Raw genomic sequence first — 11,472 nt, 5'->3', positions numbered from 1 at the left:
GGTGGCCATCTCGGGCAACCGGCCTCCCGCGGCGCATCACCGCGATGACGGCTTCGTCAACAGCGACGGCACGCGGGTGAACAAGCCGCCGGGCGATCTGCTGCGCTGGTGGTGGTCGCGACGCGACCTCGACCTCGACGCGATGGTCCATCCCGATCGCATCGCCGCGGCCTGGGCCTCGCTGCCCCTGGCCTGGCGTTCGCCAGCGGCCGACCCGCCGGACGGGGCCGACACCTGGCGCGTCCTGCCGGTGGGTGTCGATGCCGGCGCGGGCGGTGCACCGGCCGGCGCCGCTCAGGCCGCGCGCGCCGGGGCCGCGGCCACCCGGGTGGCCTGGTTCGGTCATGCCACGCTGCTGTTCGAGGTCGGCGGCCTGCGCGTGCTCACCGACCCGCATTTCTCCGAGCGCGCCTCGCCGCTGCCCCAGCTGCTCGGCCCGAAGCGTCTGCACCCGGTGCCCGAGGAGGCGCGCCGGCTGGGGCGCATCGACGTCGTGCTCATCTCGCACAACCACTACGACCACCTCGACCTGCCCACCGTGCGCGAACTCGCCGCCCAGTCCGGCGGCTCGCCCCTGTTCCTGGTGCCGCTCGGCGTCGATGCCTGGATGCGCGAGCAGGGCATCGACAACGTGAAGGGCTTCGACTGGTGGGAGCGCCACGCGGTGGGCGAGGCGGTCTTCCACTTCGTGCCCGCGCACCACTGGAGCGGGCGGGGGCTGTGGGACCGCAACCGCACGCTCTGGGGCGGCTGGGTGCTGCACCATCCCGCGCTGCGCGCCTACTTCGCCGGCGACACCGGCTGGACCAACGACATCGCCGTGATCGGCCAGCGCCTGGGGCCCTTCGATCTCGCCGCGCTGCCGGTGGGCGCCTACGAGCCGCGCTGGTTCATGGCGGCCCAGCATGTGAACCCGCACGAGGCGGTGCGCCTGCACCAGGCCCTGGGCGGTCCGCTGTCGATCGGTATCCACTGGGGCACTTTCCAGCTCACCGACGAGCCCTACGAGGCGCCCATCGAGGACCTGCGCGCGGCGCTGCGCGGGGCCGGCATCCCTGAGGCGCGGTTCCGGATGCTGGTGCCCGGGCAGTCGATCGTCTTCGGCGCGGGGCGGGCGCCACGCTGAGCCGCGGGCGCCCGGCGCCGGCTTACGCCGTGCTCCGCGCGAACATCACGCCGAAGCCCGCGACATACTCGGGTATGGCCTGGTAGTGGCGAAACTCGCAGGTGGCCGCGCCGGTGGCGGCGCGCGCGATCAGCCAGGTCTTGGACTCGTGCGCCGACAGGCCCGCCTCGCGGGTGATGGCGTCTTCGTCCAGGGCCAGCAGATCGGTGAGGCGGCCGCTCTCCAGCGCGTCGAGCCAGCGCGCATCCCATGCCGGATTGAGCGGCTTGTGGCGGGCATCGCCCGCGGCCAGCGCCATGCCGTGGGCCATCACCCGCTGCTTGCGCGCGCCGAAGCTGGCCGGGTCGGGGTCGCTGCGCACGGTGATGCGCTCGCGCACCGCCGGGTCGGGATGATCGAGCGTGGGCACTGGCGGCTCGTGCGACAGCCCGCCGCTGCCAATCAGCAGCGTGCGACGCGGCAGCGCATCGAGGAAGCGGCCGATCGCCTGACCGAGCGCCAGGCAACGGCCGATCCGTGGAATGCCCGGCGGCGCCACGGCGTTCATGAAGAGCGGCACCAGCGGCGGCGTGTCCAGCCCGTCCCACAGCGCCTGCAGCGCCTGCGCGAAGCCGTGGTCCACGCGCATGCGCCGCGACAGCGCGATGTCGAAGCCTTCGTCCATCAGGAAGGCGGCGAGCCCGAGGGCCGCGTCGGCATCGACCCGCAGCGCGCCCGCCGGCGTATCCCAGTCGCCCACCGCGGTGGCCTGCGTGCCCAGGCAGAAGGGCGGCATCAGCTCGTTGAAGAAGCCGTGGTAGTGGTCGGGGCCGGCAATCACCACCAGCTCCGGGTCGAAGGCGCGCACCCGCGCGCGGGCGTCGGCAATGGCGGCCTGCAGGGCCGCACCGACCTCGGGCGCGACCGGGTTCAGGCCGATGAGGGGCGAATGCGACAGGCCGAGGAAGGCGCGCGGCGCGGTGGCGTTTGCCCGGGATGGGGCGTGCGCCGCGGACGAGACGGCGCGGTCGGCATCGCGTGCATTCATGACGTGGGCTCCTGGGAAACGCGCAGCGCGCGGCGCGCGGGGCCGGCGTCGGTGGGCGCGGAGCCGTCGGGGGCGGCAGAGCCGTCGGAGGCCGCGCCATGCTGCGGCTCGCCGGCCTCGAGTTCGAGCGTGACCCCGTCGTCGTCCTGCGTGAAGCCGGCCAGCGCCTGGCCGAACAGCACCTGCACGCCCGGAAAGCGCGCCAGCCCCTCGTGCAGGATGCGATCGACCTGCGGCTGGATGAAGGCGTTGCGCCGTGACCAGCCGAACTCGTCGGTGCGCGGCTCGATCGAGGCGAAGCAGCGCCCGTCGGCGGTGGTGAAGCGCATCCATTGGTCGGGCGTGATGTGCGCCTGCACCCGATCGGCCAGCCCCACGCCCTGCAGCGTGCGCAGCGATTCGTCGTCGATCCCGATCGCGCGCGGATAGTCGATCAGACCCTCGAGGCGTTCGATCAGCCGCACCGAGACGCCGTGCGCGCCGAGGCTGTTGGCCAGCGTGAGGCCGACCGGGCCGGCGCCCACGATGGCGACGTCGGCGTCGAAGGCGTCGGCCGCGAGGGCGTTCATGCGTTGCTCCGGGGCTGCGGAACGTGGCGGGCCGGCATGGCGGATGCGTTCACGGTGTCAGTGGATCTCGGGGTCGCCGTGGGGTGCTGCGGCCTGCTCGCCGAGGAAGTCGAAATCGCAGCCCTCGTTGGCCTGGCTGACATGCTTCAGGTAGAGCGCGCCGAAGCCGCGCGAAAAGCGCGGTGCGGGCGGCGTCCAGGCGGCGCGGCGCGCGGCCAGCTCGGCCTCGTCGACCTTCAGTTCGAGGCGCCGGCCCGGCACGTCGAGTTCGATGAGGTCGCCATCGCGCACCAGCGCGAGCGGCCCGCCGACATGCGACTCGGGCGCCACATGCAGCACGCAGGCGCCGTAGCTGGTGCCGCTCATGCGGGCGTCCGAAATGCGCACCATGTCGCGCACGCCCTGCTGCAGCAGCTTGCGCGGGATGGGCAGCTGGCCCCACTCGGGCATGCCCGGCGCGCCCTGCGGGCCGGCGCTGCGCAGCACGATCACCGAGTCGGCCGTGACGGGCAGCGCCGGATCGTCGATACGCGCGGCCATGTCGTTGTAGTCGTCGAAGACCACCGCCGGGCCGGTGTGGCGCTGCAGATGCGCTTCCATGGCCGGGGGCTTGATCACCGCGCCGTCGGGCGCGAGGTTGCCGCGCAGCACCGCCAGGCCATCGCTGGCCACCAGCGGGGTGTCGCGCGGGCGGATCACCTCGGGGTTGTGCACGGCCGCGCCCTCGAGGTTCTCGCCCAGCGTGCGGCCGTTGACGGTCGGCGCGTCGGTCTCGAGCAGGTCGGTGATGCGCGACAGCAGGCCGCGCAGCCCGCCCGCGTAGTAGAAGTCTTCCATCAGGAAACGCCCCGAAGGCCGGACATCGGCCAGCACCGGGGTGCCGCGGGCCAGCGCGTCGAATCGCTCGAGATCGAGCGCCACGCCGGCGCGCCGCGCCAGCGCGATCAGGTGCACGATGGCATTGGTGGAGCCGCCCAGCGCGAGCACGGTGGTCACGGCGTTGTGGATGGCGCGGGCATCGACGATGTCTCGAATGCACAGATCTTCCCAGACCATGTCCACGATGCGCTTGCCCGAAAGCGTGGCCATCTGCGCATGGCGTGAGTCGGGCGCCGGTATCGAGGCTGCGCCGGGCAGGGTGAGGCCCATCGCCTCGGTGGCGCTGGTCATGGTCGAGGCCGTGCCCATGGTCATGCAGTGGCCCGGCGAGCGCGCGATGCCCTCTTCCACGTCGCGCCAGTCCTGCTCGCTGATGTTGCCGGCGCGCAGTTCGGCCCAGTACTTCCAGGTGTCGCTGCCGCTGCCCAGAAAGCCGCCCTTGTAGTCGCCGCGCAGCATCGGACCGGCCGGCACGAAGATCGCCGGCAGGTTCATCGACAGCGCGCCCATGATCAGGGCCGGGGTGGTCTTGTCGCAGCCGCCCATCAGCACGCAGCCGTCGGCCGGGTAGGAGCGCAGCAGCTCCTCGGTCTCCATCGCGAGCAGGTTGCGATAGAGCATGGTGGTGGGCTTCTGGAAGGGCTCCGAGAGCGAGATGGCGGGCATCTCCACCGGGAAGCCGCCTGCCTGCCAGATCCCGCGCTTGACCTCCTCGGCGCGCTGGCGGAAGTGGGTGTGGCAGGGGTTGATCTCGCTCCAGGTGTTGATGATGGCGATCACCGGCTTGCCGGCGTATTCGCTGCGGTGATAGCCCATCTGCGCGGTGCGCGAGCGGTGGCCGAAGGAGCGCAGGTCGTTCACGCCATACCAGCGGTGGCTGCGCAGTTCTTCGGGCTTCTTGCGGGGTTTGGCGCTCATCGGATGCTCCGGCGGACAGTGGCTGCGATGATAATCCCGGGGTTGCGGCCGCCACCCACCACGCCGCACCTCGCCTGCCGTCCATGAATCCGTCGCCCTTCCAGGAAGTCGCCACCGTGCCGTGCAGCCCGCCGCCCCGGCATCGGTCGCGGGCCATTGCCCTCGTGTTCGCCCTCACCCTCACGGGTGCGGCGTGGGGCCAGCCCTCGTCGTCAGACGGTGCGGCGTCCGCCGCCTCGTCCGCGCGCCCGCGCATCGGCCTGGCCCTGTCGGGCGGCGGCGCCCGCGGCTTCGCGCATGTCGGCGTGCTGCGCGTGCTCGAGCAGATGCGCGTGCCGGTCGACTGCATCGCCGGCACCAGCGCGGGCGCGGCGGTGGGCGCGGCCTATGCCGCCGGCCTGTCGCCCGACGAGATCGAGGCGCGCCTGCGCCGGGTCGACTGGGGCGACATCTTCGTCGACGAGGTCGCGCGCACCGAGCAGGCCTACCGGACCAAGCAGGCCGAGCGCCTGCCCCAGCTCGGCGTCACGCTAGGGGTCGATGCCAGCGGCCTGCGCGCCGCGCCGGGCCTGAGCGCCGGCCACAAGGTGGAGCTGCTGCTGCATGAGCTGCTCGGTGTGAGCACCGAGCTCGCCAGCTTCGACCAGCTCGGCGTGCCCTTCCGCGCCGTGGCCACCGACCTGGTGCGCGGCGACATGGTGGTGCTCGAGCGCGGCAGCCTGGTGCGCGCCGTGCGCGCCAGCATGTCGGTGCCCTCGGGCTTCGCGCCGGTGCGCGAGCAGGAGCGCCTGCTGGTCGACGGCGGCCTCAGCCGCAACCTGCCGGTGGATGTGGTGCGCAAGCTCTGCGCCGATGTGGTCATCGCCGTCGATGTCGGCAGCCCGCTGCTGCGCGAGGACGAACTGCAGTCGCTGATCGGCGTGGCCGCGCAGATGGTCAACATCCTCATCGAGGACAATGTCCGGCGCTCGCTGGCCGAGCTGAACGGGCGCGACCTGCTGATCACCCCTGACCTCGGCCCCATCGGTTCCACCGACTTCGGCCGCGGTGTGGCCGGCATCCCGTCTGGCGAGCGAGCCGCGCAGCTGCGCGGCCCGGCCCTGCGCGCGCTGGCCGTGCCCGCTGCCGAGTACCAGGCGCTCGCCGATGCGCGCCGCGCCTGGGCCCGGCCCCCGGAGCGCGTCGACCAGATCCGCATCGGCCCCACCCGCTTCGTCAATCCGGTGGTCGTCGAGGCGCAGGTGCGCCATCAGGCCGAGGGCGTGCCGCTCGACCGCGAGACCCTGCATCGCGACATCGCCGCCCTCATGGCCCGCGGCGACTTCTCGCAGGTGAACTACCGCATCGTTCCCGAGCAGGGCAGCGGTGTGCTCTGGATCCAGCCCGGCGAGCGCAGCCTGGGGCCGAACTATCTGCTGCTCGGCATGGGCGCGGCCGTCGACTCCAAGTCGAACACCTACTTCAATGTGCCGGTGCTGCACACCCGTACCTGGGTCAACTCCCTGGGCGGCGAGTGGACCTCGCTGCTGCAGGTGGGCCGCACCCAGCGCCTGCTCACCCAGCTGATGCAGCCGCTCTCGCCCGATGGCCGCCTGTACCTGTTGCCGCGCCTGAGCACCGAGAGCCGGCCGCTCAGCCTGTTCATGAACGACACCCGGGTCACCGACTACTCGGTGCGCAACGACCAGGCCGAGCTGATGGTGGGCGCCCAGAGTGCGCTCTTCGATGCCCGCATCGGCCTGGTGGCCGGCCGGCGCAGCAACAGCACCCAGGTGGGTCTGCCCATCCTCCTCGAGGAGAAGTACCGCCACGGCGGGGTTGCCGCGCGGCTGAGCATGGACCAGCTCGATTCCCTCGACTTTCCCCGCCAGGGCTGGGCGCTCGACAGCGCCGCCTACCTGGCGCGCGAGATGCTGGGGGGCGAGCTTCGCTACACGCGGCTGGAGGCGCAGGCTCAGGGCGCCTTCAGCCGCGGCCCGCACACCTTCAACCTGCTCGGCCGGGTGGGCTCCAGCCCCGGCGGCGAGTTGCCCGCGCTCGACGCGTTCACGCTCGGCGGCTTTCTCAACCTGTCGGGCCTGCAGATCAACCAGCTGCTCGGCTCCTCCATGCAGTACGCGCGCCTCATGTACTACAACCGGGTCATGCCGCTGCCGCGGCCCTTCGGCACCGGGCTGTACCTTGGCGCTTCCCTCGAGGCCGGGCGCATGGAGAAGCCCTATGTGCCCTTCACCGAGCCGCGCTGGCACACCGGTGCCAGCCTCTTCATGGGGGCGAGCACCGGGCTCGGCCCGGTCTATCTGGGCCTGGGCTTCGGCGAGCGCGGCCGCTCCACCCTGTACCTCTATCTGGGACGGCCCTAGCGGCGCCCACGCCCGCCCTCGAGCCGCCTCGGGTAAGCTCGCAGGCCTTCCCCACCGGAGGCATCCCATGTCTGGACAGAACCAAGTCGCCCTCATCACCGGCGCGGGCAGCGGCGTGGGCCGCGCCACCGCGCTCGCCTTTCTGAACGCCGGCTGGCAGGTGGTGCTGGCCGGGCGCCGTGCCGATGCGCTGGCCGCCACCATCGCCGCCGCCGGCGAGCGCGGCTCGGCCGCCCTGGCGGTACCCACCGATGTCGGCAACCCCGACTCGGTGCGCGCGCTCTTCGATGCCGCGGTGGCCCGCTTCGGCCGCCTGGACTTCCTCTTCAACAATGCCGGCACCGGCGCGCCGCCCCTTCCGCTGGAGGACCTCAGCTACGCTCAGTGGATGACCGTGGTCAATGCCAACCTCACCGGCACCTTCCTCTGCATGCAGCAGGCCTTCCGGGTGATGAAGGACCAGAACCCGCGGGGCGGGCGCATCGTCAACAACGGCTCCATCTCGGCCTACGCGCCGCGGCCCAACTCGGCGCCCTACACCTCGACCAAGCATGCGGTGAGCGGGCTCACCCGCTCGGGCGCGCTCGATGGCCGCAAGTACGACATCGCGGTCGGCCAGATCGACATCGGCAATGCGGTCACCGAGATGACCGAGCGCATGGCCAACGGCGTGCCGCAGGCCGACGGCAGCATGCGGGTCGAGCCGCGCATGGATGTCGAGCATGTCGCCCGTTCGGTGCTGCACATGGCCGGGCTGCCGCTGGAGTCCAACGTGCTGTTCATGACGGTCATGGCCACCAAGATGCCCTTCGTGGGCCGCGGCTGAGGCAGGCGCAGGTCCGGACCCGCCGGCCCGCACCCGCCCGCACCCGCCCGCATCCACCGGCAGCGCCGGCCGTCCATGCGCCCGCCGCTGCGCCCCTTCGTTGCCGCCGACCATGCCCAGGCGCTGGCGCTGTGGCGGCGCACGCCGGGCGTGGGCCTGAGCGCGGCCGATGCCGAGCAGCCGGTGGCGGCCTTCCTGGCCCGCAACCCCGGGCTGAGCTTCGTGGCCCAGGCCGGGCCGCGGCTGGTGGGCACCATCCTGTGCGGCCATGACGGCCGGCGCGGCATGATCTACCACCTCGCGGTCGACACCGACCACCGCCGCCAGGGCCTGGCCAGCGCGCTGCTCGCGGCCTCGATCGCCGGCCTGCGCGCGCTCGGCATCGAGAAGGCCCACCTCACCGTGTTCCGCAACAACCCTGAAGGGCTGGCCTTCTGGGCCCGGGCTGCGGTGGCGCGCCATGAACTCGCGCTGTTCTCGGTACCCGCGTTCCCCCACCCCGGCACGCCTGACTTACACTCGACGCACCCGCCGCGCGAGAGCGGGCCCTGATTCCGGAGACCGCATGACCGCACCCGTGGTGAGCCTGCCCGCCGATGGCCTCGTGGCCGTGGTCAAGCGCGACTGTCCCACCTGCGAGCTCATCGAGCCGGTGCTCGCCCAGCTTGCCGCCGCTGGCGCGCTCGCCGTCTACACCCAGGACGACCCCGGCTTTCCGGCCTCCATCGCCCGCCGGCTCGACGACACCGGGCTCGATGTCTCCCATCAGCTCGGCATCGAGATCGTGCCCACCCTCATCCGCCGCAGTGGCGGCGCTGAGACCGCCCGCACCTTCGGCTGGGACCGCGCCGAGTGGGAGCGGGTCAGCGGCTCGGCCGGCCTGGGCGCCGGCCTGCCCGCGCTGCGTCCGGGCTGCGGCGCGCTCAATGTCGAGCCGGGCAAGCTCGAAGACCTGCGCATCCGCTTCGGCCAGACCGGCCTCACCGCCCGGCAGGTGAGCTTCGGTGACGATGAAGACGAGATCGAGGCCATCTTCGAGCGCGGCTGGACCGACGGCCTGCCGGTGGTGCCGCCCACCCAGAAGCGTGTGCTGCGCATGCTCGGCGGCACCACCCGCGACCCCCAGGAGCTGCTCGGCCTGTGCCCGCCCAACCTGGTGCCGCTCACCGTCGAGAAGGTGGCCATCAACGCCGTCATGGCCGGCTGCAAGCCCGAGTACCTGCCGGTGGTGCTGGCCGCGGTCGAGGCTGCGCTCGACCCCGCCTTCTCATGGCACGGGGTGCTGGCCACCACCATGTTCGTGGGGCCGGTGGTGGTGGTCAACGGCCCGGTACGCCGCCAGATCGGCATGAACGCGCGCGGCAATGCGCTAGGCCAGGGCAACCGCGCCAACGCCACCATCGGCCGCGCGCTGCAGCTGGTCATCCGCAATGTCGGCGGCGGCCGGCCCCAGGAGGTCGACCGCGCCACGCTGGGCAATCCCGGCAAGTACACCTACTGCTTCGCCGAAGACGAGGAAGGCTCCTGCTGGGAGCCGCTGTCGGCCGATTTCGGCGTGGCCCGCGGCGTGTCGGCGGTCACGGTCTTCGCCGGCTATGGCCTGCAGGGCGTGGTCGACCAGAAATCGCGCACCCCTGAGAGCCTCGCCCGCAGCTTTGCCGAGTCGCTCAAGGTGCTGCACAACGTCAAGCTCGCGCCGGCCTGCGATGCCATGCTGGTGGTCAGCCCCGAGCATGAGCGCACCTTCCGTGCCGCCGGCTGGAGCAAGGCCCGCCTGCTCGAGGAGCTGTACCGGCTCTGCGAGGTGCCCATCGCCGAGCTGGTGCGTGGCGCCAAGGGCATCGATGAAGGCCTGCCCGCCACGGCGGGCGGCGCCTCGCGCAACAAGCTGCGCAATGGCGGGCTGCTGATCGTGCGTGCCGGCGGTGGTGCCGGCATGTTCTCGGGCATCATCGGGGGATGGACCTCCGGCGGTTTCGCCGGATCCGTACCCGTCAACAGGGAGGTGAAATCGTGACCGTCATCCTCGACCCGACTGCCGAACAGTCGGCCTCGTCTCGACCGCGCCTGGCGCGGCCCGAGCAGTTGCAGGGCCTCACCGTGGGCCTGCTCGACATCTCCAAGCCGCGTGGCGATGTCTTCCTTGATCGCCTCGAGTCGCTGCTCACGCAGCGTGGCGTGGCGGTGCGGCGTTACATGAAGCCCACCGTGGCCAAGCCCGCGCCGGTGCCCCTGCGGCATCAGATCGTGGGCGAGGTCAATGTGGTCATCGAAGGTCTGGCTGACTGAGGCTCCTGCACGTCGTGCTGTACGCATGACCTCGCAGATCTCGAAGCCAGCGGCATCCCCAGCGTGGGGGTGGCCACCACCGAGTTCATCGATGCGGCCGCGGTTCAGTCCAAGGCCCTGGGCACCGATCCGGCGTATGTGTTCGTGCCGCATCCGGTCCAGGACCGCACCGATGAAGAAATGCGCAAGATGGCCGACGACCACCTCGAGGCCATCCTGGCCCTCCTGGTGAAGAAGAAGGCCTGATCCAGGGACCTTGCTGATGAAACCCGCCGCCCCCTCCGGGCGGCGGCGGATGCTCGGCGGGCTGCTTGCCGCGGGTGCCGCCGTCGCCGCGTCGCCTGTCGCCGCGCAGTCGCCGGCGCAGTCATTCCCGAGCAAGCCCATCCAGATCCTGGTGGGCTTTGCCGCGGGCACCACCACCGACACCATCGCGCGGGTGGCGGCTGAACAGCTGCGCACCCGCCTCGGCCAGCCGGTGGTGGTCATCAACAAGCCCGGCGCCAACGGCGTCATCGGTGCCACCGAGGTGGCCCGCGCCGCCCCTGACGGCTACACCCTGCTGGTCACCAACTCCAGCAGCATGACGGTCAATCCGCATCTGTACCGCAAGCTCGGCTACAGCATGGCGGACTTCGTGCCGGTCACGCCCGTGACCTCGGCGCCGCTGATCCTCGTGGTCAACCCGACCAACGAACGCACCGGGCCCATCCGCACGGTGGCCGAGCTGGTGAGCTGGGCCAGGGCCCGGCCGGGCGCGCTCAGCTATGCGGCGGCCGGCCCCGGCAACATCACCGGCCTGACCTTCCGCATCCTGAACAATCACGCCGGCATCAAGGCCAACGAGGTGCTCTACAAGAGCGCGGTGGCCTCCCAGCTCGGCGTGCTCGCCAAGGAGGTCGATGCGTTCATCGACACCCCGCTGGCGGTGCCGCCCATCAAGGCCGGCAAGCTCACCGCGCTCGCGGTCACCGGCACGCGGCGCTGGCGCGACCTTCCCGAGGTGCCCACCCTGAAGGAAGCCGGCTACCCGCAGATCGATGTCACCTTCTGGCTGGGCCTGTTCGCGCCCGCGCAGACCCCGCCCGCCATCATCGACAGGCTCCACGCCGCGCTGGCCTCGCTCAAGGACGATGCCAACCTGGTGCGCCAGCTGCTGCCCCACGGCGATGTCGATCTCCTCGGCCCGAAGGAGTTCAGCGAGCGCATCCGCATCGAATCGGCCAGCTGGGCCGACATCATCAGGCGCGAGAACATCCAGCTCGACTGAACCCAACCCCGGAAGCCCCTCTCATGAGCGACAGCACCGAATACATCCCGCCCAAGGTCTGGACCTGGAACAAGGCCAGCGGCGGGCGCTTTGCCAACATCAACCGGCCGATCGCCGGGCCCACGCATGACCATGAACTGCCAGTGGGTCGGCATCCCTTCCAGCTCTACTCGCTGGGCACGCCCAACGGCGTGAAGGTCACGGT

At 71.7% G+C, this 11,472-nt stretch carries 9 protein-coding genes and 2 pseudogenes; 8 read left to right on the top strand and 3 right to left on the bottom strand.

Annotated features, from left to right (window positions below):
• The coding region (locus tag AC2H6A_RS14020; protein ID WP_484274215.1) for an MBL fold metallo-hydrolase at window positions 1-1,126 on the top strand (1,126 nt) is incomplete at its 5' end.
• A gap of 22 nt (window positions 1,127-1,148) precedes the next feature.
• On the opposite strand, the gene AC2H6A_RS14015 is transcribed toward AC2H6A_RS14020, so the two are convergent.
• The 3 genes and pseudogenes from AC2H6A_RS14015 to araD all read right to left on the bottom strand — a co-directional run bounded on the left by AC2H6A_RS14015 (window position 1,149) and on the right by araD (window position 4,519).
• A complete protein-coding gene (locus tag AC2H6A_RS14015; RefSeq protein WP_484274214.1) occupies window positions 1,149-2,153 on the bottom strand; it encodes a 3-carboxyethylcatechol 2,3-dioxygenase in 1,005 nt (334 codons plus the stop codon).
• A 121-nt stretch (window positions 2,154-2,274) separates the two neighbouring features.
• Window positions 2,275-2,722 (bottom strand): annotated as a pseudogene (locus tag AC2H6A_RS14010) (FAD-dependent monooxygenase); the annotation flags it as partial.
• 57 nt (window positions 2,723-2,779) lie between these two features.
• Window positions 2,780-4,519, bottom strand: coding sequence for an L-arabinonate dehydratase (gene araD / locus AC2H6A_RS14005; protein ID WP_484274213.1), 1,740 nt, complete (start codon window positions 4,517-4,519; stop codon window positions 2,780-2,782).
• An 83-nt stretch (window positions 4,520-4,602) separates the two neighbouring features.
• On the opposite strand from araD, the gene AC2H6A_RS14000 reads away from it, so the two are divergent.
• The 7 genes and pseudogenes from AC2H6A_RS14000 to AC2H6A_RS13970 form a co-directional block, all read left to right on the top strand.
• Window positions 4,603-6,882, top strand: coding sequence for a patatin-like phospholipase family protein (locus AC2H6A_RS14000; protein WP_484274212.1), 2,280 nt, complete (start codon window positions 4,603-4,605; stop codon window positions 6,880-6,882).
• Window positions 6,883-6,949: 67 nt separating this feature from the next.
• The gene (locus AC2H6A_RS13995; RefSeq protein WP_484274211.1) at window positions 6,950-7,708 is read left to right on the top strand and encodes an SDR family oxidoreductase; all 759 of its coding nucleotides are present in this window, start codon (window positions 6,950-6,952) and stop codon (window positions 7,706-7,708) included.
• 75 nt (window positions 7,709-7,783) lie between these two features.
• Window positions 7,784-8,260 carry a GNAT family N-acetyltransferase gene (locus AC2H6A_RS13990; RefSeq protein WP_484274210.1) on the top strand — a complete coding sequence of 159 codons (477 nt, stop codon included), beginning with the start codon at window positions 7,784-7,786 and terminating at the stop codon, window positions 8,258-8,260.
• Between the two features lie 13 nt (window positions 8,261-8,273).
• On the top strand, window positions 8,274-9,725 hold the full coding sequence (locus tag AC2H6A_RS13985; protein WP_484274209.1) for a hypothetical protein: 1,452 nt from the start codon (window positions 8,274-8,276) through the stop codon (window positions 9,723-9,725).
• The gene (locus AC2H6A_RS13980) at window positions 9,719-10,243 is read left to right on the top strand and encodes a UGSC family (seleno)protein (protein WP_484274216.1); all 525 of its coding nucleotides are present in this window, start codon (window positions 9,719-9,721) and stop codon (window positions 10,241-10,243) included. Before AC2H6A_RS13985 ends, AC2H6A_RS13980 begins: the two co-directional genes overlap by 7 nt.
• Window positions 10,244-10,259: 16 nt before the next feature.
• Complete coding sequence (locus AC2H6A_RS13975; protein ID WP_484274208.1) at window positions 10,260-11,267, top strand: Bug family tripartite tricarboxylate transporter substrate binding protein; 1,008 nt, start codon at window positions 10,260-10,262, stop codon at window positions 11,265-11,267.
• A 23-nt stretch (window positions 11,268-11,290) separates the two neighbouring features.
• A pseudogene (locus AC2H6A_RS13970) lies at window positions 11,291-11,472 on the top strand (glutathione-dependent disulfide-bond oxidoreductase); the annotation flags it as partial.

It is taken from the genome of Quisquiliibacterium sp., assembly GCF_982640115.1.
This window is presented reverse-complemented; position numbering and strand designations above follow the sequence as displayed.

Excerpts from the sequence above, each read along its gene's own strand:
- AC2H6A_RS14015 (WP_484274214.1), bottom strand. The coding sequence starts at position 2,153 with ATGAATGCACGCGATGCCGACCGCGCCGTCTCGTCCGCGGCGCACGCC.
- araD (WP_484274213.1), bottom strand. The coding sequence starts at position 4,519 with ATGAGCGCCAAACCCCGCAAGAAGCCCGAAGAACTGCGCAGCCACCGC.
- AC2H6A_RS14000 (WP_484274212.1), top strand. The coding sequence starts at position 4,603 with ATGAATCCGTCGCCCTTCCAGGAAGTCGCCACCGTGCCGTGCAGCCCG.
- AC2H6A_RS13995 (WP_484274211.1), top strand. The coding sequence starts at position 6,950 with ATGTCTGGACAGAACCAAGTCGCCCTCATCACCGGCGCGGGCAGCGGC.
- AC2H6A_RS13990 (WP_484274210.1), top strand. The coding sequence starts at position 7,784 with ATGCGCCCGCCGCTGCGCCCCTTCGTTGCCGCCGACCATGCCCAGGCG.
- AC2H6A_RS13985 (WP_484274209.1), top strand. The coding sequence starts at position 8,274 with ATGACCGCACCCGTGGTGAGCCTGCCCGCCGATGGCCTCGTGGCCGTG.
- AC2H6A_RS13975 (WP_484274208.1), top strand. The coding sequence starts at position 10,260 with ATGAAACCCGCCGCCCCCTCCGGGCGGCGGCGGATGCTCGGCGGGCTG.